Annotated in this window: 23 protein-coding genes and 2 tRNA genes; 11 read left to right on the top strand and 14 right to left on the bottom strand. The window is 74.6% G+C overall.

The annotated features are described in order from the left end of the window. Positions 1 to 103 precede the first annotated feature (103 nt). The 4 genes from HLV61_RS06315 to HLV61_RS06300 all read left to right on the top strand — a co-directional run bounded on the left by HLV61_RS06315 (position 104) and on the right by HLV61_RS06300 (position 4,377). Positions 104 to 1,567, top strand: a complete 1,464-nt coding sequence (locus HLV61_RS06315; RefSeq protein WP_369253541.1) for an NAD-dependent succinate-semialdehyde dehydrogenase — start codon at positions 104 to 106, stop codon at positions 1,565 to 1,567. A gap of 55 nt (positions 1,568 to 1,622) precedes the next feature. Then, a complete protein-coding gene (gene aroA, locus HLV61_RS06310; protein WP_369253540.1) occupies positions 1,623 to 2,918 on the top strand; it encodes a 3-phosphoshikimate 1-carboxyvinyltransferase in 1,296 nt (431 codons plus the stop codon). A gap of 143 nt (positions 2,919 to 3,061) precedes the next feature. Further along, positions 3,062 to 3,934 carry a ribosome small subunit-dependent GTPase A gene (gene rsgA / locus HLV61_RS06305; RefSeq protein ID WP_369253539.1) on the top strand — a complete coding sequence of 291 codons (873 nt, stop codon included), beginning with the start codon at positions 3,062 to 3,064 and terminating at the stop codon, positions 3,932 to 3,934. An 11-nt stretch (positions 3,935 to 3,945) separates the two neighbouring features. Continuing rightward, on the top strand, positions 3,946 to 4,377 hold the full coding sequence (locus HLV61_RS06300) for a VOC family protein (RefSeq protein WP_369253538.1): 432 nt from the start codon (positions 3,946 to 3,948) through the stop codon (positions 4,375 to 4,377). On the opposite strand, the gene HLV61_RS06295 is transcribed toward HLV61_RS06300, so the two are convergent. Further along, on the bottom strand, positions 4,374 to 4,910 hold the full coding sequence (locus HLV61_RS06295) for a hypothetical protein (RefSeq protein ID WP_369253537.1): 537 nt from the start codon (positions 4,908 to 4,910) through the stop codon (positions 4,374 to 4,376). The two genes, HLV61_RS06300 and HLV61_RS06295, sit on opposite strands and share 4 nt — an antisense overlap. 235 nt (positions 4,911 to 5,145) lie before the next feature. After that, positions 5,146 to 5,688 carry a DUF2087 domain-containing protein gene (locus HLV61_RS06290; RefSeq protein ID WP_369253536.1) on the bottom strand — a complete coding sequence of 181 codons (543 nt, stop codon included), beginning with the start codon at positions 5,686 to 5,688 and terminating at the stop codon, positions 5,146 to 5,148. Between the two features lie 53 nt (positions 5,689 to 5,741). On the opposite strand from HLV61_RS06290, the gene HLV61_RS06285 reads away from it, so the two are divergent. Continuing rightward, entirely contained in the window at positions 5,742 to 5,918 is a 177-nt protein-coding gene (locus HLV61_RS06285; protein WP_369253535.1) for a DUF2795 domain-containing protein, read from the top strand. Between the two features lie 22 nt (positions 5,919 to 5,940). Next, on the top strand, positions 5,941 to 6,747 hold the full coding sequence (locus HLV61_RS06280; RefSeq protein ID WP_369253534.1) for an inositol monophosphatase family protein: 807 nt from the start codon (positions 5,941 to 5,943) through the stop codon (positions 6,745 to 6,747). Positions 6,748 to 6,809: 62 nt separating this feature from the next. Here the strand turns inward: HLV61_RS06280 and HLV61_RS06275 are convergent, their stop codons facing one another. The 5 genes from HLV61_RS06275 to HLV61_RS06255 all read right to left on the bottom strand — a co-directional run bounded on the left by HLV61_RS06275 (position 6,810) and on the right by HLV61_RS06255 (position 10,721). Continuing rightward, positions 6,810 to 7,004: a hypothetical protein gene (locus HLV61_RS06275; RefSeq protein ID WP_369253533.1), complete on the bottom strand. Its 195-nt coding sequence runs from the start codon at positions 7,002 to 7,004 to the stop codon at positions 6,810 to 6,812. Positions 7,005 to 7,094: 90 nt separating this feature from the next. Continuing rightward, on the bottom strand, positions 7,095 to 8,438 hold the full coding sequence (locus tag HLV61_RS06270) for an FGGY family carbohydrate kinase (RefSeq protein WP_369253532.1): 1,344 nt from the start codon (positions 8,436 to 8,438) through the stop codon (positions 7,095 to 7,097). 2 nt (positions 8,439 to 8,440) lie between these two features. Next, the gene (locus HLV61_RS06265) at positions 8,441 to 8,905 is read right to left on the bottom strand and encodes an XdhC family protein (RefSeq protein WP_369253531.1); all 465 of its coding nucleotides are present in this window, start codon (positions 8,903 to 8,905) and stop codon (positions 8,441 to 8,443) included. Continuing rightward, on the bottom strand, positions 8,902 to 9,687 hold the full coding sequence (locus tag HLV61_RS06260) for an alpha/beta fold hydrolase (RefSeq protein WP_369253530.1): 786 nt from the start codon (positions 9,685 to 9,687) through the stop codon (positions 8,902 to 8,904). Before HLV61_RS06260 ends, HLV61_RS06265 begins: the two co-directional genes overlap by 4 nt. Then, positions 9,684 to 10,721 (bottom strand): aldo/keto reductase, encoded by a 1,038-nt coding sequence (locus tag HLV61_RS06255; protein WP_369253529.1) that lies wholly within the window; start codon positions 10,719 to 10,721, stop codon positions 9,684 to 9,686. Before HLV61_RS06255 ends, HLV61_RS06260 begins: the two co-directional genes overlap by 4 nt. 98 nt (positions 10,722 to 10,819) lie before the next feature. Between HLV61_RS06255 and HLV61_RS06250 the strand changes: the two genes are divergently transcribed. From HLV61_RS06250 to HLV61_RS06240, 3 genes are read left to right on the top strand one after another with little or no spacing between them, the layout of a single operon-like run. After that, positions 10,820 to 11,401: a hypothetical protein gene (locus HLV61_RS06250; protein WP_369253528.1), complete on the top strand. Its 582-nt coding sequence runs from the start codon at positions 10,820 to 10,822 to the stop codon at positions 11,399 to 11,401. Positions 11,402 to 11,448: 47 nt separating this feature from the next. After that, positions 11,449 to 12,879 (top strand): cystathionine beta-synthase, encoded by a 1,431-nt coding sequence (locus HLV61_RS06245; protein WP_440284472.1) that lies wholly within the window; start codon positions 11,449 to 11,451, stop codon positions 12,877 to 12,879. Then, a complete protein-coding gene (locus HLV61_RS06240; RefSeq protein ID WP_369253527.1) occupies positions 12,876 to 14,024 on the top strand; it encodes a cystathionine gamma-synthase in 1,149 nt (382 codons plus the stop codon). Before HLV61_RS06245 ends, HLV61_RS06240 begins: the two co-directional genes overlap by 4 nt. Before the next feature lie 3 nt (positions 14,025 to 14,027). On the opposite strand, the gene HLV61_RS06235 is transcribed toward HLV61_RS06240, so the two are convergent. The 4 genes from HLV61_RS06235 to HLV61_RS06220 all read right to left on the bottom strand — a co-directional run bounded on the left by HLV61_RS06235 (position 14,028) and on the right by HLV61_RS06220 (position 16,091). Continuing rightward, positions 14,028 to 14,213 (bottom strand): ferredoxin, encoded by a 186-nt coding sequence (locus HLV61_RS06235; RefSeq protein ID WP_369253526.1) that lies wholly within the window; start codon positions 14,211 to 14,213, stop codon positions 14,028 to 14,030. Further along, positions 14,213 to 15,502 carry a cytochrome P450 gene (locus HLV61_RS06230; RefSeq protein ID WP_369253525.1) on the bottom strand — a complete coding sequence of 430 codons (1,290 nt, stop codon included), beginning with the start codon at positions 15,500 to 15,502 and terminating at the stop codon, positions 14,213 to 14,215. Before HLV61_RS06230 ends, HLV61_RS06235 begins: the two co-directional genes overlap by 1 nt. Before the next feature lie 138 nt (positions 15,503 to 15,640). After that, the gene (locus tag HLV61_RS06225) at positions 15,641 to 15,919 is read right to left on the bottom strand and encodes a GNAT family N-acetyltransferase (protein WP_369253524.1); all 279 of its coding nucleotides are present in this window, start codon (positions 15,917 to 15,919) and stop codon (positions 15,641 to 15,643) included. 98 nt (positions 15,920 to 16,017) lie between these two features. Beyond that, a tRNA-Met gene (locus HLV61_RS06220) sits at positions 16,018 to 16,091 on the bottom strand. 125 nt (positions 16,092 to 16,216) lie between these two features. On the opposite strand from HLV61_RS06220, the gene HLV61_RS06215 reads away from it, so the two are divergent. After that, positions 16,217 to 16,783: a hemerythrin domain-containing protein gene (locus HLV61_RS06215; protein WP_369253523.1), complete on the top strand. Its 567-nt coding sequence runs from the start codon at positions 16,217 to 16,219 to the stop codon at positions 16,781 to 16,783. Between the two features lie 84 nt (positions 16,784 to 16,867). After that, complete coding sequence (locus HLV61_RS06210; RefSeq protein ID WP_369253522.1) at positions 16,868 to 17,632, top strand: aspartate/glutamate racemase family protein; 765 nt, start codon at positions 16,868 to 16,870, stop codon at positions 17,630 to 17,632. 60 nt (positions 17,633 to 17,692) lie between these two features. On the opposite strand, the gene HLV61_RS06205 is transcribed toward HLV61_RS06210, so the two are convergent. The 3 genes from HLV61_RS06205 to HLV61_RS06195 all read right to left on the bottom strand — a co-directional run bounded on the left by HLV61_RS06205 (position 17,693) and on the right by HLV61_RS06195 (position 22,586). Further along, positions 17,693 to 17,769: transfer RNA gene (locus HLV61_RS06205), tRNA-Met, on the bottom strand. Positions 17,770 to 17,825: 56 nt separating this feature from the next. Next, on the bottom strand, positions 17,826 to 19,472 hold the full coding sequence (gene pgi, locus HLV61_RS06200; protein WP_369253521.1) for a glucose-6-phosphate isomerase: 1,647 nt from the start codon (positions 19,470 to 19,472) through the stop codon (positions 17,826 to 17,828). 144 nt (positions 19,473 to 19,616) lie between these two features. Further along, positions 19,617 to 22,586 (bottom strand): UPF0182 family membrane protein, encoded by a 2,970-nt coding sequence (locus HLV61_RS06195; protein ID WP_369253520.1) that lies wholly within the window; start codon positions 22,584 to 22,586, stop codon positions 19,617 to 19,619. Positions 22,587 to 22,800 lie beyond the last annotated feature (214 nt).

Raw genomic sequence — 22,800 nt, 5'->3', positions numbered from 1 at the left:
CGGGACCGACTCTAGGCGGGACCGGGGACAGCGCGACTGTGCTGCGGGGCGCCGGGTACGCCCGGGGTGGAGACCACGACGAGCAGAGACGAGGATCACTCTCGTGACCGCGACCCAGAACCCCCCGCACGAGCAGCCGAAGACCGCGAGCGAGTCCGCCGAGCGGCGCTACGCGACGGTCAACCCCTTCACCGGCCAGGTCGAGAAGGAGTACGACTTCACGCCGACCGAGGCCATCGACGGGATCGTCGAGCGCGCCCACGCCACCTACCAGGAGTGGCGTGAGCGTCCGGTCGAGGACCGCGCCGGCGTCGTCCGGCGGGCCGCCGAGCTCATGGACGAGCGCCGGGACGACCTCGCTGCCCTCATCACCACGGAGATGGGCAAGCGGAAGGAGGAGGCCACGGGCGAGCTCTACCTGTGCTCGATGATCCTCAAGTACTACGCCGACAACGGCCCCGGCTTCCTCGAGCCCACGCAGATCACGCCGCTGATGGGCAAGGGCGAGGCGGTCATCGAGACCAAGCCCGTCGGGGTGCTGCTGGCCATCGAGCCGTGGAACTACCCCTTCTACCAGGTGGTCCGCGTGGCCGGCCCGAACCTGGTGCTCGGCAACACCGTCATCCTCAAGCACGCCGAGATCACCCCGCAGTGCGCCGAGGCGATCGAGCAGCTGTTCACCGATGCCGGTGCTCCCGAGGGTGTCCTCACCAACACCTTCCTGCGCATCGACGACGTCGAGCAGGTCATCGCCGACCCCCGCATCCAGGGCGTGACGCTGACCGGCAGCGAGCGGGCCGGCAGCGCCGTCGGCGCCCTGGCCGGCAAGTACCTCAAGAAGTCGGTGCTCGAGCTCGGCGGCAGCGACCCGTTCATCGTGCTCGACGCCGAGGACCTCGGCGCCACGGTCAAGGCCGCCACCATGGGCCGGATGCAGAACACCGGCCAGGCGTGCACCGCCTCCAAGCGGCTGATCGTCACCGAGGAGCTCTACGAGCCCTTCGTCGAGGGCCTCAAGCAGGCGTTCAGCACCTTCGCCCCCGGCGACCCGTCCGACCCGTCGACGTCGCTGGCCCCGCTGTCGAGCGAGCGGGCGGCCAAGGACCTGCACGCGCAGATCCAGGACGCGATCGACAAGGGCGCCACCGTCGTCACCGGCGGCGGGCGTCCCGACCAGCCGGGCGCCTTCGTCGAGGCCACCATCCTCACCGACGTCACCCCGGAGATGCGGGCCTTCCGCGAGGAGCTGTTCGGCCCCGCGGCCGTCGTCTACAAGGTGAAGGACGCCGACGAGGCGGTCGCGCTGGCCAACGACAGCGACTTCGGCCTCGGCGCCACCGTCATGAGCAGCGACCTCGACCGCGCGCGGTCGGTGGCCGACCGGCTCGAGGCCGGCATGGTCTGGATCAACCAGCCCACCGGCTCCTCCCCCGAGCTGCCCTTCGGCGGCGTGAAGCGCTCCGGCTACGGCCGCGAGCTCTCCGAGCTGGCCATGTTCGAGTTCGCCAACCGGCGGCTGGTCCGCACGGTGCCGGTGAAGCAGGCCGACCGGCCGGTCGGCGGCTGAGCGTGCGGGCGGTGCGGCTGTCCTCCCGGCAGTGCGCCACGGGCAGGATGGACCCGTGAGCCAGGTCTGGACGACGCCGCACCGCCCGACGCCCGTCGCCGCGCTCGTCCCGCTGCCCGGCTCCAAGTCGATCACCGCGCGGGCCCTGGTCCTCGCGGCACTGGCCGACGGGCCGAGCCGGGTCGTGCGGCCGCTGCGCGCCCGCGACACCGACCTGATGGCCGCAGGCCTGCGCGCGCTGGGTGTCGGCATCGCCGACGACGGCGCCGACTGGCTGGTCACGCCCGGACGGCTGCGCGGGCCCGCCGAGGTCGACGCCGGGCTCGCGGGGACCGTGCTGCGCTTCCTCCCGCCGGTGGCCGCGCTGGCCGACGGCCCGGTCCGCCTCGACGGCGACCCGCGGCTGCGCGAACGGCCCAACGCCGGGCTCATCGCGGCCCTGCGCGACCTCGGCGTGCCGGTCGACGACGACGGCCGCGGCCGGGCGCCGTTCACCGTGCACGGCACCGGCGCGGTGCGCGGCGGAGCGGTGACGGTCGACGCGAGCGGGTCCTCGCAGATCGTCTCCGGCCTCCTGCTGGCCGCCGCCCGGTTCACCGACGGCGTCGACCTGGCGCTGACCGGCGGGGTGCCGTCGATGCCGCACGTCGAGATGACCGTCGTCGCGCTGCGCGAACACGGCGTGCAGGTGGCCGCCACCGACCGCGGGTGGCGGGTCTCCCCCGGGCCGGTCGCCGCGCTGGACCGCGTGATCGAGCCCGACCTGTCCAACGCCGCCCCGTTCCTCGCCGCGGCGCTGGTCACCGGCGGCCGGGTCACCGTGCCCGACTGGCCCGCCGTCACCACCCAGCCCGGCGCGCAGCTCGACCGCCTGCTGGCCGCCATGGGCGCCGAGGTCGAGCGCACGCCCGACGGGCTGCAGGTCACCGGCACCGGCCGCATCGCGCCGCTGGTCGCCGACCTCGGCGACGTCGGGGAGCTGACGCCGGTGCTCGCCGCGCTGTGCGCGCTGGCCGACGGTCCCTCGCGGCTGACCGGGATCGGGCACCTGCGCGGCCACGAGACCGACCGGCTGCAGGCCCTCGACGAGGTGCTCACCGCGGTCGGCGCCCGGGTGCGGCAGCTGCCCGACGGGCTGGAGGTCGAGCCGGGCCCGCTGCGGCCGGCCCTGCTGGACTCCTACGCCGACCACCGGATGGTCATGGCCGCCGCCGTCCTCGGCCTGGCCGTCGACGGCGTCCGGGTGGCCGGGCCCGGGGCGGTCACCAAGACGCTGCCGGACTTCCGCGAGCGCTGGGCCGGGATGCTCCGGGCGGGCATCGCCGATCGCGGCGTGGAGGTGGGTCCCTGAGCCCGCGGCGGCTGGACAGCCGCTCCGACGAGGACGACGTCCGGACCCGGCCGGGCCGGCACGGTTCCCGCCCGCGCACCCGCACCCGGCCGGCGCACGGCGACGCCGTCCCGGGGCTGGTGGTCGCGGTCGACCGCGGCCGGATGACGGTGCGGGTCGAGGGTCCCGACGGCGCCCCCGTCGAGGTGACCGCGATGCGCGCCCGCGAACTCGGGCGGCACGGCGTCGTCGTCGGGGACCGGGTGCGGCTGGTCGGTGACACCACCGGCCGCCCGGACACGCTGGCCCGGATCGTGGTCATCGAGGAGCGGACGACGTCGCTGCGGCGCACCGCCGACGACACCGACCCGACCGAGCGGGTGGTCGTCGCCAACGCCGAGCAGCTCGTGGTCGTCACCTCGGTGACCGATCCCGAGCCGGCGCTGGGGTTCCTCGACCGCTGTCTGGTGGCCGCCTACGCCGGCGGGCTGGAGCCGCTGTTCTGCCTGACCAAGACCGACCTCGCCAGCCCCCAGCCCCTCCTGGACCGCTATGCCGGGCTGGACGTCGGCGCGGTGCCGGTGTCCCGCGAGACGCCGCTGGACCTGCTGCTCGAGCGCCTGACCGACCGCACCAGCGTGTTCGTCGGCCAGTCCGGCGTGGGCAAGTCGACGCTGGTCAACCGGCTGGTGCCCGACGCCGACCGGGCCATCGGCGACGTGAGCAAGATCGGCAAGGGGCGGCACACGTCGTCGTCGGCGGTGCTGTTCGACCTGCCCGGCGGCGGGACGATCGTCGACACCCCCGGCATCCGCTCGCTGGGGCTGGCGCACGTCACCGTCGACGACGTCGTCGGGGCGTTCGAGGACCTCGCCGAGGCCGCCGCCGGCTGCCCGCCCGGGTGCGGGCACTCCGCCGAGGACCCCGACTGCGCGCTGGACGCCTGGGCCGCCGGCGGGCCGCCCGGCCGCACCGAGCGGCTGGCCAGCGTGCGGCGGCTGCTCGACGCCGTGGGCCAGGTCGGCCCCGGCTATTGACGGAGGCGCCCATGGAGCAGCAGGTCCACTTCCTGACCCTGGCCACCGCCGACCTCGACGCCGCGAGGCGGTACTACGTCGACGGTCTCGGCTGGACGCCGCTGCTGGACGCGCCCGGCGAGATCGTCTTCTTCCAGGTCGCACCGGGGACGGTGCTGGCCTTCTTCGAGGCGGCGCAGTTCGCGCAGGACCTCGGCACCGGCCCGGCGCGGCCGGCCGTGTCGGGCCTGACGCTGGCGCACAACGTCGCGGACCGCGACGCCGTCGCCGCGCTCACCGACCGCATGGCGGCCGCCGGCGGCACGGTGCTGACCGCGCCGGAGGAGGGCGCCTTCGGCGGCGTCTTCCACGCGCTGGTGCGCGATCCGAACGGCGTCGTCTGGGAGATCGGGCACAACCCCGGCTGGTCGGTCGACGCCGACGGGACCGTCCGGCTGTCCTAGCCGACGGCGCCCTGGTGGCGCGGCCGGGGGAACAGGTCGTCGGGCATCGGCTCGTCGACCGCCTCGATGCGCACGTCGTGGGTGTCCCCGGCGGAGGTGCCGTCGAGCGCCTCGGCCCACACGCACACCCCGGTCTGCACGTCGAGCCGCACCAGGTGGACGGTCGGGTACACGACGGCTCCGTCGACTCTCCCCCACTCCAGCTCATCGACCCGGCGGTCGCGCAGCAGCGGGCAGCAGGAGCAGCGCGGCTCGTAGCGGTCGGTCGGCACGACGAGTGCCTCCCAGGCCGCCCGGCCGGCGTGCTCCACCTCCCGCACGCCCTCGACGACGAGCGGCGCACCGGGACCGTCGTCGAGACCGTCGGCCAGCTCGGCGGGGTCGAGCTCGGCGACCCAGCGATGGTCCTGCCACATCGGGTCGTGGTCCGCGCCGACCTCACGGATGACCTCGAGCAGCCGTCCCCCGGCGTCCTCCACGCGGAGCAGGTCGGGCCGGCGCAGCCACGCGCGGAGCGGCTCCCCCTGGTCCACCTGCTACGCCGGCGCTCGGTGAACCGCAGCGTCGTCCACCGGTCCGGGGAGGACCGGGCGAGCGCGCGGAGGTCGTCGGCGCCGGGCACGGGCGCAGTGTCGCGCTGGAGGCCGGGACCTGTCGCGCGAGTACCCGTGCTGTGGTCCGCATCGGGGGCAGTGCACGAGCGCCGGCCAAGGGCCGACCTGCAGGTTCCCCTCATGGGCCTGCGAGCCGCGGGAGGCGAGCGGTCCCTCAGCGGTCGACGTCGACCCAGCCGCCGGAGCGCCAGTACAGCCCGGCCTCGCGGGAGAGCAGCCCCTCGTCGACCAGGTGGCGGCGCAACGCCGCGGTGTCGGGGTGCCAGACGGCGAGCAGGGCGTTGACCTCGCGCTCGGGATAGCGCACCCCGACCTCGAACACCCGCACCACGTGCTCGAGCACCACCCGCCGCTTGGTCTGCTGCGCCGGCACGGTCGTCAGCCGGCCGTCGCGGATGAACGCGGCGAGGACCGCGGACTCGGCCGGGTCGTCCGACAGCGGCTCCGGCGGCGGCACGGAGGCGGCCGCGGCGCGGGCGGCCGCACCGAACCGGTCGGTCAGCAGCTCGAGGACGTGCCCGTCCCGGCGCACCAGCCCGGCGCGGCCGAGGCGGCGGGCGGCCAGGGCCACGTCCTTGAGCGCCAGCCCCGAGGCGCCGGCGACCTCCTCGATCGTCCCCGCGCCCAGGGCCAGGGCCGCCACCACCTTCAGCCGGGTGGGATCGGCCAGCAACCCCACGATCGTCGCCGCCTCCACGGGAGCGACGGTATCCGCGCATCGGAGCACGTGGGCGGGGGTAGCGGGACCTCATGGTGAGCCCCATCGACATCCAGAAGGCCCTCAAGGGCATCGACTACCCGGCGACCAAGGAACAGATCCTCGAGCACGCCAAGGGCAGCGACAAGGAGGTCACCGACGCCCTGCAGAAGATCGACGACCGGGAGTACGAGGGCCCCAGCGGCGTGAGTGCCGCGGTCTTCGACTGACGCCCGGCTAGGTTCGGTGCCCATGACACCGGGCCGGGACTTCACGGGGGACATGCACCTCGCGCACGTGCTCGCCGACCAGGCGGACTCGATCAGCATGGAGCGCTTCCGGGCCCTCGACCTCGAGGTCGAGACCAAGCCCGACCTCACGCCGGTGACCGACGCCGACCGCGCGGTCGAGGAGCAGCTGCGGATCACCCTCTCCCGGGCCCGCACCCGCGACGCCGTGCTCGGGGAGGAGTTCGGCGTGACCGGGCACGGGCCGCGCCGCTGGGTGCTCGACCCCATCGACGGGACGAAGAACTTCGTCCGCGGCGTGCCGGTGTGGGCGACCCTCATCGCGCTGTTCGACGGCGACGAGGCGGTCGTCGGCCTGGTCTCCGCGCCGGCGCTGAACCGGCGCTGGTGGGCGGCCAAGGACGTCGGCGCCTGGACCGGCCGGCGGCTGGAGTCGGCCACCCGCTGCCGCGTCTCCGGGGTCACCGACCTCGGCGACGCGAGCCTGTCCTACTCCAGCCTGTCGGGCTGGGAGGAGCGCGGCCTGCTCGACGGCTTCCTGGACCTGACCCGGTCGGTGTGGCGCACCCGCGCCTACGGCGACTTCTGGAGCTACGTGCTGCTCGCCGAGGGGGCGGTCGACGTCGCCTGCGAGCCCGAGGTGTCGCTGTGGGACCTCGCCGCGCTCGACGTCATCGTCCGCGAGGCCGGCGGGCGCTTCACCGACCTGAGCGGCGCCGGCGGCCCGGCCGGCGGGAGCGCGCTGGCCACCAACGGCGCGCTGCACGACGCGGCGCTGGAGCACCTCCGGCTCCCCGACCCCGCCGCATAGAGCACGGACGGCGGCGGTCCCTCCCCGCTCGGGGAGGGACCGCCGCCGTCGTCGTACGGGGATCAGACCGCCGGCGGCGTCGTCCCGCCCGTGCCCGTGCCGCGTCCACCGGAGAACCGGCGGCGCGCGTCGTCGATCCGCGCGCGCGTCTTCGGGTCCTTCGCCAGCTGCTGCGCCTTGGCGGACACCTGCCGCAGGGCCTGCTGGCCCTTGGGGCTGCGGGCGAACTGGGCCACCTTGTCGAACACCGACGCCATCTCGGATGCCTCCTCTCGCCGGGACCCGGACGGGTCCTCACTCCGTGTCAACGGTGCCCGGACCGGGGCCGTTCCATGCCGCCGGGCCGGTCAGCTCCCCGGTCCCACCGGCGGCCCGGGCGCCCGCCGCGGCTCCGCGGGCAGGCCGACGCCGCGCCCGGCCAGCACCGCCGCGCCGACGGCCGACGCGCTGCGCAGCGGCAGGTACGCGACCGGCCGGTCCAGCAGGTCGGCGAGCACCTGCCGCACCAGCGGTGAGCGTCCGCCGCCCCCGGTCAGGACGACCGGCCCGCCGGGCAGGTCCCCGAGCAGTCCGGCCGCGGCGGCCACCGCCGACAGCACGCCCTCGACGGCGGCACGGGCGAGGTCGGCGCGGGTGGTGCCGGCGCCCAGGCCGCTCCACCCGGCGCGGTCACCGGGCCCGGCCACCCCGCCGCGCTCGCCGGTGAGGAACGGCCGGAACACCGCTCCCCCGGCCCCGGCCGGCGACGTCGCGGCGAGCTCGAGCAGCTCGCCGGACCCGACGCCGAGCACCCCGGCGACCCAGGTCCAGGCCGAGCCGCCGTTCTGCAGCGCGGCCATCGCGTACCAGCCGCGCTCGGTGTCGGCGTAGCCGTGCACCGGCGGGTCGTCGGCGGGCGCGGGCACCCACCCGGGGCGCAGCACCTGCGCCCCGGTGCCGAGGTTGACCTGCAGCCCGCCGGACGTCCCGGCCGCGAGCAGCGCCAGGGGCGTGTCCCCGCCGCCGACGACGACCGGCACCTCCGCGCCGCCGAGCACCGCCGTCCCGGCCACCTCCGCCGAGGGCCGGACCGCGGGCAGCAGCTCGGCCGGCACCCCGGCCGCGGCCCGCGCGGCACCCGACCAGCCGTCGGCGACGACGTCCCAGAGCAGGGTGGCCGAGGCGTCGCTGCGGTCGGTGACCCGCGGGTCGGCGCCGGGCAGCAGCATGGCGCGGAACGCGTCCTTGGGGAGCAGCACCGTGGCGGCGCGGTCGACGAGGTCGGGGCGGTGGGTGGCCAGCCAGGCCAGCACCGGCCCGGTCATCCCCGGCACCAGCGGGTTGGCCAGCGCGGCGCGGTCGCCGGCCGGCAGCGCCCGCCACCGGGCGACCTCCGCGACGGCACGGCGGTCGGGCCACAGCACCGCGGGCGCCAGGGCGGTACCGCCGTCGTCGACGAGCACCGTGCCGTGCATCTGGCCCGACAGCCCCAGCCCGGCCACCGGTCGCCCGCCCAGCGCGGGCAGCAGCCGGGCCAGCGCGTCGTCGAACGCCGCGCGCCAGGTGCCGACCGCGCACTCGGCCCGACCCTCCTGCGGGCTGTCCACCGCGTAGCCGGCCTCGCTCTCGGCGACCGTGGCGCCGTCCTCCCCCAGCGCCACGAGCTTGAGCCCGCTGGTGCCCAGGTCCGCGCCGAGCAGGACGCCGGACACCGTCAGCGGCCGTGCGGGGCGCCGGACCGGCCGTTGCGGTCGGCGAGCAGCCCGGCGAGCGTGCTCAGTGCGATCTCGGCCGGGGTGCGCGAGCCGATGTCCAGCCCGATCGGCCGGTGCACCCGGGCCACCTCCCCGGGCGGCACGCCGAGCGCGGCCAACGCCGCCACGTGCGGGCCCTCGTGCCGCGGGTTGCCCATGACGCCGACCCAGCGCACCGGCCGGGCCAGCGCGTCGCGCAGCACCTCGCCGAGCTCGGGACGGTGGTGGTCGGTGACCACGACGTCGGCGTCGGACAGGTCCTCACCCAGGTCGGCGAACCCGAGGACCCCGGCCCCGCGCGCGGGGTCGGGGTCGAGCAGCACGGTGCGGAAGCCGAGCTCGGGTGCCCACCGGAGCAGCACCCCGGCGACCGGGGAGTCGAACACCGCCACCAGCACGCGGCCGGCCGGCGCCTCCCCGTTCACGGCTCCCCCAGGAAGCCGGCGAGCGCCGCGGCGAACGCCGGCGCCCGGAGCGCGGTCGTGTGGTCGCCGGGGACGACGGCCACCCGGGCACCCGGGATCGCCGCGGCGAGCGTCTCGGGGCGGGCCGCGAGCGGATCGGCGTCGCCGGCGAGGACCAGGGTGGGCGCGGTGACGGCGGCCAGGTCGGCACTGCGCGTGTGCACCGCCCGGGCGTGTGCGGCGAGGGCACGCCGGTCGGCGCCGAGCGCGTCGGCGGTCCGGCGGAAGGCGAGGGCGGTGGGATGGCGCACGTCGGCGACGTCGGCCGCCTCCAGCCCGGCGGCCAGCTCGCCCATCAGGACGGCGTGGTGCCGGGCACCGGCGGGCTCCACGAAAGCGGCACCGGCACCGCCGACCACCAGCCGGCGCACTCTCCGGTCGGCGACGGCGACCAGCATCGCGACCGTCGCACCCATCGAGTACCCGGCCAGGTCGAAGGAGTCGTGGCCCAGCGCGTCGGCCACCCGCCGCAGGTCGTCGGCCATCCGCTGCTCGCCGTAGGCGGCCGGGTCGTGCGGCTTGTCCGACCTGCCGTGCCCGCGGGCGTCGACGCCGACGACCTCCCGCCCGGCCGACAGCAGGACCGCGACCGTCCCGGTGCCGACCCAGTTGAGCCGGGTGTCCGCGACGAAGCCGTGCTGCAGGTAGACCGGGGGGAGCCCGCCGGGGTCCCCCCACCGGTGGACCGCGACCTCGACGCCGTCGGCGCCGGGCACCCGCAGGGCCGCCAGCAGCGCGGTCACGAGGAGCGCTCGGGACTGTCGCCGTAGGTGTAGCCGGCGTCGGCGTACCGGCCACCGACGGCGACCCCGGGCGGGGCGATCTCGCCGAGCCGGGTGAGGTCCTCGGCGGAGAGCTCCACGGCGAGCGCGCCGGCGTTCTCCTCCAGGTAGGACCGCCGCTTGGTGCCGGGGATCGGGACGACGTCGTCGCCCTGCGCGAGCACCCAGGCCAGCGCGAGCTGCCCGGGCGTGCACCCCTTCCCGGTCGCCAGGTCCCGGACGGCCTCGACCAGGCGCAGGTTCGCCGCGAACGCCTCGCCGGTGAAGCGCGGGTGGGTGCGCCGCCAGTCGTCCTCGGCGAAGTCGTCGGGGCCGGTGATGGCGCCGGTGAGGAACCCGCGGCCGAGCGGGCTGAACGGCACGATCCCGATCCCGGCCTCGCGCGCGGCGCCCAGGACCCCGTCTCCGCCCGCCCCACCACCCCTGCTGCCCTCCAGGTCCCGCGTCCACAGCGACCACTCGCTCTGCAGCGCCGCGATCGGGTGCACGCTCACCGCCCGGCGGACGGAGGCGGCCGAGGCCTCCGACAGCCCGAGGTGCCGGACCTTGCCCTGCTGCACGAGCTCGGCCATCGCGCCGACGGTGTCCTCGATCGGCACCCGCGGGTCCACCCGGTGCTGGTAGTAGAGGTCGATGACGTCGACCCCGAGCCGGCGCAGGCTGGCCTCGGCGCACGCCCGCACGTTCTCGGGCCGACCGTCGATGTCCATGCCCCCGCGGTCGTTGCTGCGCAGGGAGAACTTGGTCGCGAGCTGCACCTCGTCGCGCCGGCCGCGGATCGCCTCGCCGACCAGTTCCTCGTTGTGGCCGGCGCCGTAGACGTCGGAGGTGTCGAGGAAGGTCACGCCGAGGTCGAGCGCCCGGTGGACGGTGGCGATCGACTCGTCGCGGTCGGCGGCACCGTACATCTGGCTCATGCCCATGCAGCCCAGGCCGAGCGCGGAGACGGTCAGGCCGTCCCGGCCGAGCGTGCGGGTTCCGGCGGGAGAGGTCATGCCCGCATCCTCGTCCCGGCGGGAGCGGACCCGCCACCGGCCGTTTCCGGGTCGCCGGCCCGGGTAGCCGCCCGGTCAGCGACCACCCGGGAGGACCCATGAGCGCGCGCCCCGCCCGCCGCACGGCCCGACTGCTCGGCCTCACCAGCCTCGGTCTCGGGACCTCGATGCTGGTGTCCCCCACCGGCGTCGCCCGCTTCGCCGGGGTCGACGACTCCCCGGTCGCCGTGCCCGTCATCACCGCCGTCGGCGCACGGGAGCTGGCGCACGCCGCCGGCCTGCTCGCCGGCCGTCCCGGCTGGGCGTGGACCCGCGTCCTCGGTGACGCGGTCGACCTCACCGCGATGGGCGTCGCGCTGTCCAACCGCCGTGGTGCGCGCGAGCAGCAGCTGCGCAACGTCCTCGTCGGCGCCTCCGTGCTGGCCGCGCTCGACCTGCTGACCGCCCTGCGCTCCCGGCGCCGGAGGCCCCCGGTGCCGTCGAGCGACGCGCGCCCGGGCGGCACCGGCCTGGTGGCGTCGCTCGTCGACGTCCGCCCCGCACTGGCCGGCGAGCCCCGGCGGCCGGTCGTCCCGGCGGCGGAGACGCACACCTCGGACGTGACGGCGTCGGAGGCCCTGACCGCGGGCACGCCCACGCAGGCCCCCGCCGGCGCGCAGGACGGCCCCGCCGTCGGCTGACGCGGCGGGGAGCGGCGCGGCCACCGGACGTTCCGGGTGGTGGTGGGATGGGGCGGAACACGGCGCCCACCCCGGGCGCCGGCGAGGAGGTCCGCGTGCAGTACGCCGAGTCCGTCGTCGACCTGATCGGCGGCACCCCGCTGGTCCGGCTGTCGAGCGTCACCGCCGACCTCGGCCCGGACGCACCCCTGGTGCTGGCCAAGGTCGAGTACATGAACCCGGGCGGGTCGGTGAAGGACCGCATCGCCGTGCGCATGGTCGACGACGCCGAGGCCAGCGGGGCCCTGCGGCCGGGCGGCACCATCGTGGAGCCGACCAGCGGCAACACCGGCGTCGGCCTGGCGCTGGTGGCCCAGCAGCGCGGCTACGGGTGCGTCTTCGTGTGCCCCGACAAGGTCAGCCAGGACAAGGTCAACACGCTGCGGGCCTACGGCGCCGAGGTCGTGGTCTGCCCCACCGCCGTCGACCCGTCCGACCCGCGGTCCTACTACTCGGTGTCCGACCGGCTGGCCCGCGAGACGCCGGGCGGCTGGAAGCCCGACCAGTACGCCAACCCGGCCAACCCGCGCTCGCACTACGAGACCACCGGCCCGGAGATCTGGGAGCAGACCGAGGGCCGGGTGACCTGCTTCGTCACCGGCGTCGGCACCGGCGGCACGATCAGCGGCATCGGCCGCTACCTCAAGGAGGTCAGCGACGGCCGGGTGCGCGTGGTCGGCGTCGACCCCGAGGGCTCCGTCTACTCCGGCGGCACCGGCCGCCCCTACCTCGTCGAGGGCGTCGGCGAGGACTTCTGGCCCGATGCCTACGACCGCTCGGTCGCCGACGACATCGTCGCCGTCACCGACGCCGACTCCTTCCGCATGACCCGGCGGCTGGCCCGCGAGGAGGGCCTGCTGGTGGGCGGCTCCTGCGGGATGGCCGTCGTCGGCGCGCTGCGCGCGGCCGAGCGGCTCGGTCCCGACGACGTCGTGGTGGTGCTGCTGCCCGACGGCGGCCGCGGCTACCTGAACAAGATCTTCAACGACCGCTGGATGGCCGACTACGGCTTCCTCGACGTCACCACCGGCGAGACCGTCGGCGAGCTGCTGGAGGCCAAGGACGGCGCGACGCCCGTGCTCGTGCACACCCACCCCAACGAGACGGTCCGCGACGCGATCGACATCCTCCGCGAGTACGGGGTCAGCCAGATGCCCGTCGTCCGCGCCGAACCGCCGGTGACCGCCGGGGAGGTGGTCGGGTCGGTCGACGAGAAGGTGCTGCTCGACGCGCTGTTCGCCGGCCGGGCCTCGCTGTCCGACCGCGTGGAGAAGCACATGTCCGACCCCCTGCCGATCATCGGCTCCGGTGAGCCGGTGAGCGCCGCGGTGGCCGAGTTCGGCGAGGCCGACGCGCTCGTGGTGCACGTCGACGGCAAGCCCGCCGGCGTCGTCACCCGGCAGGACGTCCTCGGTCACCTCGCGGGGGTGACCCGGTGAGCGGCCCCTCCTCCGGCTTCGACACCCGGGCGATCCACGCCGGGCAGGACCCGAACCCGGCCACCGGCGACGTCGTCGTCCCGCTGCACCTGGCCACGACGTTCAAGCAGGACGGCGTCGGCGGGCTGCGCGACGGCTACGAGTACTCCCGCAGCGGCAACCCGACCCGCACCGCGCTGCAGGACCTGCTCGCCTCGCTCGAGGAGGGGGTCGCGGGCCTGGCGTTCGCCTCCGGGCTGGCCGCCGAGGACACGCTGCTGCGCACCGTCTGCGAGCCGGGCAGCCACGTCGTCCTCGGCGGGGACGCCTACGGCGGCACGTTCCGGCTCATCTCGCGGGTGGCCTCACGCTGGGGCGTCGAGCACACGCCGGCCGACCTCAACGACGCCGACGCCCTCCGCGCGGCGATCCGGCCGCAGACGCGGGTGGTCTGGTGCGAGACGCCGACCAACCCGCTGCTCAACATCGCCGACATCGCGCGCACCGCCGAGATCGCGCACGAGGCCGGCGCGCTGCTCGTCGTCGACAACACCTTCGCCTCCCCCTACCTGCAGCGGCCGCTGACCCTGGGCGCCGACGTCGTCGTGCACTCCACGACGAAGTACCTCGGCGGGCACTCCGACGTCGTCGGCGGGGCGCTCGTCGTCGGCGACGGGGACCTCGCCGAGCAGCTGGCCTACCACCAGAACGCCATGGGGGCGGTCTCCGGCCCGCTGTCGGACTGGCTGGTGGTGCGCGGCATCAAGACCCTCGGCGTGCGGATGGACCGCCACCAGGCCAACGCCGCCCGGATCGCCGACCACCTCCTCGCCTCCCCCGCGGTCTCGCGCGTCCTCTACCCCGGCCTGCCCGACCACCCCGGCCACCAGATCGCGGCGAAGCAGATGTCCGGCTTCGGCGGGATGCTGTCGTTCCGCCTGGCCGGCGGCGAGGAGGCCGCGCTGCGCGCGTGCGAGCGCTTCGAGCTGTTCACCCTGGCCGAGTCGCTCGGCGGCGTCGAGTCGCTGGTGGAGCACCCGCACCGGATGACCCACGCCAGCGCCGCGGGCTCGCCGCTGGAGGTGCCGGCCGACCTCGTCCGGCTCTCGGTGGGCATCGAGGACGCCGACGACCTGCTCGCCGACCTGGAGCAGGCCCTGGCCTGAGCCTCAGTCCTCCAGCGACAGGGCCCGGGTGGGGCACTGCTGCGCGGCCTGCCGGACGGCGTCGGTGTCGTCCGGCTCGGCCTGCAGCACCCGCACCGCGCCGTCGTCGTCGACCTCGAAGACGTCGGGGGCGAGCATCTCGCACGCGCCCGAGCCCACGCACAGCTCCCGGTCGACGGTGACGCGCATCAGCGGTCCCCGCCCAAGCGCGCGGGCAGCCGCTTCAGGCCGTTGACGAACGACGACGCCAGGCGGTGCGGCGGGCCGGTCACCTCGAGGTCGGGCAGCTGCTCGAAGATCGCGCGGAAGGTCACCTGCAGCTCGCGGCGGGCCAGGTGCGCGCCCAGGCAGAAGTGCGGGCCCTTGGAGCCGAAGCCGACGTGCGGGTTGGGGTCGCGGCCGACGTCGAAGCGCTGGGGGTCGGCGAAGACCTCGGGGTCGCGGTTGGCGGCGTTGTAGAAGAGCAGGAACTTCTCGCCCGCGGTGAAGCGGTGGCCACCGACCTCGCCGTCCTGCGTGGCGGTGCGGCGCATCCAGGTGACCGGGCTGACCCAGCGCACGACCTCCTCGACGCCGGTGCGGTCCAGGGACGGGTCGGCGGCCCACCGCGCCCGCTCCTGCGGCCACTCCGCGAGCGTCAGCAGGCCCTGGGAGATGGCGTTGCGGGTGGTCTCGTTGCCGGCCACCAGCAGCAGGATGAAGAACGACGCGATCTCCTGGTGCGAGAGCCGCTCGCCGTCGACCTCCGACCGGACCAGCGCCGTGGTCAGGTCGTCCCGCGGGTCGGCCAGCCGCTCGCCCGCCAGCCGCTCCATCAGCGCGGCCATCTCCATGCCGGCGGTGAGGAAGGCGGTGAGCGGGTCGTCGTTCTCGATGAGCTCCGGGTCACCGCCGGACAGGACGATGTTCGAGTTGGCCAGCACGCCCGGCCGGTCGGCCTCGGGGACGCCCATCATGTCGCAGATGACCCGCAGCGGGATCGGTGCGGCGATGTCGGCGACGACGTCGATCGCGCCGTCGCCCGCCTCCGCCGTGGCCCGGGCGCGCGCCAGGACGTCGTCGACGATCGTGCGCACCGAGTCCAGCGTCCGTTCGAGCATGCGCGGGGTGAACGTCTTCGAGACGATCCGGCGGATCTTGGCGTGCCGCGGGTCGTCCATGCTGATCAGCGAGCCGTAGAACTCGTGCAGCTCGGCCGGGACGTCCTGCATCGACACCGCGCCCTTGCCCGAGCAGAACACCGCCGGCTGCGAGCTGATCGCCTCGAGGTCGGCGTAGCGGGTGACCGCGTGGTAGCCGGGTCCGGCCGGGATGCCGGGGATCTCGGGCTCGGCGAAGAAGGCGAAGGGCCGCTCCGCGCGCAGCCGGTCCAGCGCCGCGTGCCGCTCGGCCGGCGGGCGCACCCACCAGTCACGGTCGGACAGGTCCACGGTCGCCAGATCGACCTCCGCCGGCGGGATCGGGGCCTCGACGCTCACGGACGACCTCCTCGTCGAACGGTCAGCAGTGACCGTCAACCTAGAGAGGCCGCCGTGTGGCGGGCAACACACCCGGGCGCGTCGTGGACGACGCCGCCGGCCGGCCGGTGCACCGTGCCCGCTCCGGCGGGTGTCCGGTCAGGCGTCGCTACGGTCGACCAGGTCGCCGTACTCGGGGTGGCGGTCGATCCAGCCCCGCACGAACGAGCACCGGGGCACCACCCGCTCACCGCGCGACCGGACGTCGTCCAGTGCGGCGCGGACGAGCGCGCCGCCCAGCCCGGAGCCCTCGGCGTCGGGATCGATCTCGGTGTGGGTGAACACCACCTGGTCGCCACGACGGGTGTAGGCGGCCAGGCCCAGGAGGCGGTCGCCGTCGCGGATCTCGTAACGCTCGGCCTCGGGGGTGTCCTGCACGGTCGGCTCCATGACGTCGGCCAACGGCGGAGGACGCCGGACTGTTCCACCGGAACGACGAGGGCCCCGGAGCGTGTGCTCCGGGGCCCTCGTGCCAGTAGCGGGGACAGGATTCGAACCTGTGACCTCTGGGTTATGAGCCCAGCGAGCTACCGAGCTGCTCCACCCCGCGTCGGTGGATCCGACTGTACACGCCCGCACCGGGGGCCGCCGCGGGGGTGGGCGGCCGGTCGTCCGGGTACGACCGGCGTGCCGGGGAGCAGCGCCCGGCGGCACCTCGGACCCGGGGAGCGACCGATGACCGCGAGCACCGACGACCGCGACGTCGTCGACGTCCTGACCACCGACCACCACGAGGTCCTCGACCTGGTGGGCCGGATACCGACCGCCGGCGCCGCCGAGCGGCGCGACATGGCCGACACCGTGATCGCCGAGCTGATGCGGCACTCCGTGGCCGAGGAGATGTACGTCTACCCGGCCATGCGCGAGCACCTGCCGGACGGCGAGGCCGCCGTCCAGGACGACCTCGAGGAGCACCAGCAGCTCGTCGAGGTGATGAAGGAGCTGGAGGGCGTCGACTCCGCCGACCCGCGCTTCCTCGAGGTCCTCGGCCGGCTCGAGGGGGTGCTGCGCCACCACGTCTCCGACGAGGAGACCGAGCAGTTCCCGCAGCTGCGGGCCCGGCTGCCGCGCGAGCAGCTGGTGGAGATCGGCCGGAAGGTGGAGACGGCGAAGAAGGCCGCCCCGACCCGCCCGCACCCGTCCGCGCCGCACAGCGCGCTGTTCCACAAGACGCTGGGCCCCGGCATCGGGATGGTCGACCGCCTGCGTGACGCGCTGACCGGCCGGTCCCGGAACACCTGAGCGCCGAACCCCTCGACCTCCGGCTCGCGGGGCCCGATGATCGCCGGCGCCGAACCGGCTCCCCGCAGCCCTGGAGGACGTCCCGTGTCCCACCCGCCCGTCCCCGCACGCACCGGCCCGGATCGCACGCCCCCGGCAGCCCGCCAGCGGGTGATCGGGATGCTCGGCGGGATGAGCTGGGAGTCCACCGCCGAGTACTACCGGCTGGCCAACGAGCTGGTCCGCGAGCGCCTCGGCGGACTGCACTCGGCGCGCCTGCTGCTCGCCTCCGTGGACTTCGCCGACATCGAGCGCCTGCAGGGCGCCGGCGAGTGGGACCGCGCCGGGCAGGTCCTGGCCGGGGAGGCGGCCCGGTTGGAGGCGGGCGGCGCCGAGCTCCTGGTGCTCTGCACCAACACGATGCACCGCGTGGCCGACCAGGTGCAGGCCGCGGTGGGCATCCCGCTCCTGCACCTGGCCGACGCGACCGCCGCCGCGGTACGCGCCGCGGGCCTGTCCACGGTCGGGCTGCTGGGCACCGCGTTCACGATGGAGCAGGCGTTCTACCGCGACCGGCTGGTCGGGCACGGCCTGCGCGTGCTGGTGCCCGACGCCGCGGACCGGGCCGAGGTCCACCGCGTGATCTACGACGAGCTGTGCCTCGGCGTCGTGCGGCCGGAGTCCCGCGAGGCGTACCGGCAGGTCATCGCGCGGCTCGTGGAGGCCGGCGCGCAGGGCGTGGTGCTCGGGTGCACCGAGATCGAGCTGCTCGTCGGCGCCGGGGACAGCCCCGTCCCGGTCTTCCCGACCACGAGGCTGCACGTCGAGGCGGCGATCACCGCCGCGCTCGACGGCGTCCCGGCCGGGTGACCCGTTCCCCGCACGGAGACGACGACGGCCCCCACAGGATCTGTGGGGGCCGTCGTCGTGTGGTAGCGGGGGCAGGATTCGAACCTGCGACCTCTGGGTTATGAGCCCAGCGAGCTACCGAGCTGCTCCACCCCGCGTCGGTAGGGCCCACTGTACACCTGCGCAGGGCCCCGCCGCCGGGGGTCCGGGGGCCCTAGACCGGCCGGCCGCGGCCCTCCCTCAGCAGCCGCACCAGCGCGTTGGTCGAGGAGTCCGAGTCGTAGTCCGGCGCGCCCTCGCTCTGCAGCTTCGGCGCCAGCTCGTTGGCCATCACCTTGCCGAGCTCCACGCCCCACTGGTCGAAGCTGTTGATGCCCCAGACGACGCCCTGGGTGAAGACGCGGTGCTCGTAGGCGGCGACTAGCTGGCCCAGCGTCGACGGCGTCAGCTGCGGGGCGACGATCGCGTTGGACGGGTGGTTGCCCGGCATGACCTTGTGCGGCACGACGTCCGGCGCCGTCCCGTCGGCGGCCACCTCCTCGGCCGTCCGCCCGAAGGCCAGCGCGCGGGGCTGGGCGAGGAAGTTCGACAGGAACAGGTCGTGCATGACGTCGAGGTCCCTGTCGTGGGCGAGGTCGTTGGGCCGGACGAAGGCGAGGAAGTCGGCCGGGACGAGCACCGTGCCCTGGTGCAGCAGCTGGTAGAAGGCGTGCTGGCCGTTGGTGCCCGGCTCACCCCACACGATCTCGCCCGTCGCGACGTCGACCGGGGACCCGTCCAGGCGCACCGACTTGCCGTTGGACTCCATGCACAGCTGCTGCAGGTAGGCCGGGAAGCGGGCCAGGTACTGCGCGTAGGGCAGCACCGCCTGGGTCCGGGTCCCGAAGAAGTCGATGTACCAGACGCTGATCAGCCCGAGCAGCGCCGGCAGGTTCTCCTCCCACGGCGCGGTCCGGAAGTGCTCGTCCACGGTGTGGAACCCGTCGAGCATCTCGCGGTAGCGCTCGGGTCCGATGGCGACCATCAGGGACAGGCCGATCGCGGCGGTGAACGAGTACCGGCCCCCGACCCAGTCCCAGAACCCGAACATGTTCTCGGTGTCGATGCCGAAGTCGGCGACCTTCTCCGCGTTCGTCGACACGGCGGCGAAGTGCCTCGCGACGGCGGCCTCGTCCCCGCCGAGCCCCGCGAGCAGCCAGCGCCGGGCCTCGCGGGCGTTGGTGAGGGTCTCCTGGGTGGTGAAGGTCTTCGACGCCACGATGAACAGCGTGCTGGCCGGGTCCAGGTCGCGGGTGGCCTCGGCCAGGTCGGTGGGGTCGATGTTGGACACGAACCGGAAGGTGATCGACCGGTCGGAGTAGTCGCGCAGGGCCTGGTAGGCCATCGCCGGGCCGAGGTCGGAGCCGCCGATGCCGATGTTGACCACCGCCCGGATCCGCTCGCCGGTGTGCCCGGTCCACTCACCGCTGCGGACCCGGTCGGCGAACGACGCCATCCGGTCGAGCACCTCGTGCACCTCGGCGTTGACGTCGTGCCCGTCGACGACGAGCCCGCTCGTCGCCGGGTCGCGCAGCGCGACGTGGAGGACGGCGCGGTCCTCCGTGGTGTTGACGTGCTCCCCGCGGAACATCGCCTCGGTGCGCTCGCGCAGCCCCGCGGCGTCGGCGAGCGCGGCCAGCAGCCGGACCGTCTCGCGGGTCAGCCGGTTCTTGGAGTAGTCGAGGCGGAGGTCGCCGGCGGTGACCACCAGGTCGGTGCCCCGCTCCGGGTCCTCCGCGAACAGGTCCCGCAGGTGGCGGTCCCCGATCTCGCCGTGGTGCTCGGTCAGGGCCTGCCACTCCGGGGTCCGGCTGATCGGCATGTCTCCTCCTGCGCGCATCCGCCCACCCTCGCGCACGGGCGGCTCCGCGGCCACGGATGGGCGGCCCCGGACGCAGCGGACCCCGGCCCTCCTCGCGGAGGACCGGGGTCCGGACTGCTCAGCCGGTGAGCTCGGCCGGTGGGCTCAGCCGGTGGGCTCGGCCGGCGCCGCGGCGCCGCCCTTGGCCGCCTCGTACGCCTCGGCGGCCCGCTGCAGGTCCTCCAGCGCCTGGCCCTGCGCGGCGAAGTCGCCGGCGCGCTGCGCGTCCTCCAGCCGCTGCAGGGCGGCGTCGAGGTCCTGGACCGCCTGGTCCAGCGCCGGGCCCGACCCGCTGCCGTCGTCGGCCGGCGGCGGGGCCGGCTCCGTGGGCGGAGCCGGCTCGGTCGGCGGCGTCGGCTCCTGGGTGTCCGGGGTGGTGCCGGCGTCGTCGGAGTCGGTGGCGGTGACTCCCGCCCCGGCACCGAAGACCTGGTCCAGCGCCTCGGACAGGGTGTCGGCGTAGCCGACCCGTCCGCCGTAGTTGACCAGCACCTTGCGCAGCAGCGGGAAGGAGTTCTCCCCCGTCCCCTGCACGTACAGCGGTTGCACGTACAGCAGGCCGTTCCCGCCGATCGGCAGGGTCAGCAGGTTCCCGAACACCGCCCGGGAGTCCCGGCTGTTGAACAGGGTCAGGTCCTGCGCGACCTCGTCGTCGGTGTTGAACGACTGCTGCACCTGCTGCGGCCCGCGGAAGGGCGTGTTCCCCGGCAGGCGGAGGACCTGGATCGCACCGTAGGTCTCCGGGTCGCTGGACGCGGAGATGAAGGCCGAGAGGTTCTGCCGCCGGAACGCGTTGAGCGCGCTGGTCAGCTGGAACGTCGCGTCCTCCTCGCCGGGTCGCGCGGCGAGGATGTAGTACGGCGGCTGCGCCTCCTCGGTCTGCGTGTCCTGCGTCGGGTCCGAGGGGACCGCCCAGCGGTCGTTCTGGCTGTAGAAGTCGCTGGGGTTGCTCACGTGGTACCGGGTGAGGATGTCGCGCTGCAGCTTGAACAGGTCCTCGGGGTAGCGCACGTGCTCGACGAGCTCCTGGCTCATCTCGTCCTTGGGCTGGACCGTCCCGGGGAACGCGGCCTGGTAGGCCTGCAGCACCGGGTCGTCCTGGTCCCACTCGTACAGGACCACCTCGCCGGTGTAGGCGTCGACGGTGGCCTTGACCGAGTTGCGGATGTAGTTGAACTGCTCGTTGGGCAGCGCCGAGGTCCCCACCCCGGTGAGCGCGTCGGCCGCGGCCTCGCCGAGCTCCATCCGCTCGCTGTAGGGATAGGCGTCCGACGTCGTGTAGCCGTCGAGGATCCAGGTGACCCGCCCGTCGATGACCGCCGGGTACGGGTCGCCGTCGACCTCGAGGAACGGCGCGGCCTTCTCCACCCGCTCGCGCGGGTCGCGGACGTAGAGCACCTTCGAGGCGTCGTTGACCGCGCCCGAGAGCAGGAAGTTGCGCTCCCGGTAGTAGATGGCGAACGTCAGCTGCCGGAAGAAGCTGCCGATCGCGACGCCGCCCTCGCCGTCGTAGGTGTTGTTCACCTCGCCGTCGGAGCCGTCCTCGGGCCGGTCGAACTCGCGCGCGTCGCCGCCCTCGGGCGCCCCGACGACGGAGTAGTTGTCGTTGCCGATCAGCTCGCCGTAGTAGATGCGGCCCTGCTCGACCTCGATGTCGCCGGTGGTGGGCAGGTCGCGGCTGGTGAAGTTCGGCTCGCCACCCTCCGCGCCGGCGACGACCTGGTTGGCCGGCGCGGCCACGAACCCGTTGCCGTGCGTGTAGACGGTGTGCCGGTTGATCCAGGTGTCCTGGTTCTCCGACAGGCTGTCGCTGTCGAGCTCGCGGACGGCGACGACGTAGTCGCGGACCTCGCCGTTGATCGTGTAGCGGTCGATGTCGAGCTTCTCGGGGAAGCCGTAGACGTTGCGGATCTGCTGGCGCGCGGTGAACGTCCCGGCCAGCACGTTGGGGTCCAGCAGCCGGGCGTTCGGGATCGTCGCGTCGTCGGCCCGCAGCTGGGCGAGCGCGGCGTCGGTGTCGACGTCGTCGCCGGTGGCCTCCTGGGCGAAGTCGTCGTACTCCACGTCGGTGAGGCCGTAGGCCTGGCGGGTCGAGGCGATGGCCCGCTCGATGTAGTCGGCCTCGCGCTCGTTGGCGCTGGGGCGGACGACGAACTGCTGCACGATCGCCGGGTAGGCGACGCCGATCACCAGGCTGGACAGCAGCAGCAGGACCAGCGCGGCGGCCGGCAGCCGGAAGTTGCGGACGACGACGTTGGCGAAGAACGCGACGGCGCAGAAGGCCGCGGCGAACACCAGGATCGTCTTGGCCGGCAGCAGCGCGTTGACGTCGGTGTAGCTCGCGCCGCTGAACAGCTCACCGCGGTCGGAGTAGACGAGCTCGTAGCGGTCGAACCAGTAGGCGAGCGCCTTGAGCGCCACGAACAGGCCGAGCAGCACCGACAGCTGCACCATGGCCGCGCCGGTGAGCTTCTGCCCCGGCGTCTGCAGCCGCAGCCCGCCGAACACGTAGTGGGTGAGCAGCGAGCCGATCAGCGACAGCAGCACGATCGCGAGGCCGAAGCTCAGCAGCAGCCGGTAGAAGGGGTACTCGAAGACGAAGAAGGACAGGTCCAGGCCGAACTGCGGATCGGTGTCCCCGAAGGGCACCGAGTTCCGGAAGGTCAGCCAGGTCTGCCAGCTGCCCTGCGCGGTGAACCCGGCGAACAGGCCGACGACGACGGCGACGGCGCTGAGCACGAGCGTGCGGCGGGGCTCCAGCGACTGCCGGTAGCGCTCCAGGTTCTGCTGTTCCAGCGACATCGGCCGGAACGCCGGCCGGAACCGGTAGGCCAGGTAGATCGCCAGGGCGGTCAGGCCGCCGGTGGCCACGCCGGCCACCGCGAACAGCAGCGCGCGCGTCTGCAGCTCGGTCCAGAACACCTCGGTGTAGCCGGTCTCGTCGAACCAGAGGTAGTCGACGTAGACGTTGGTCAGCGTCCCGATGGCCGTGAACAGCACCAGCAGCACGGCGATGGACCCGATGACCACCTTCGCGCGCCGCGACAGCGTCGGCACGGACACGGGGGGCCTCATGGCCACGAGCGGTCTCCTTCAGTTGCGGGTGCGGCGGGCACCGGGGTGCGCCGTCGCGGTGTGGCGACCGCGGGCGGTCGTACGTGTGCGGGACGGTCTGCGTGGGCACGGGAGCCGGACCGGCTCAGACCATCCGGTGTCGTCCTTGCCAACGCTCGGCACGGCACCGGGTTCCCCGGGGACCCCGTGCCGACCGACAGCCTCCCCCACGCGG

The organism is Geodermatophilus amargosae (assembly GCF_041028265.1).
Lineage (GTDB): Bacteria > Actinomycetota > Actinomycetes > Mycobacteriales > Geodermatophilaceae > Geodermatophilus > Geodermatophilus amargosae_A.
The sequence above is the reverse complement of the archived record's forward strand: the minus strand, read 5'-3'. Positions and strand labels throughout refer to the sequence as shown.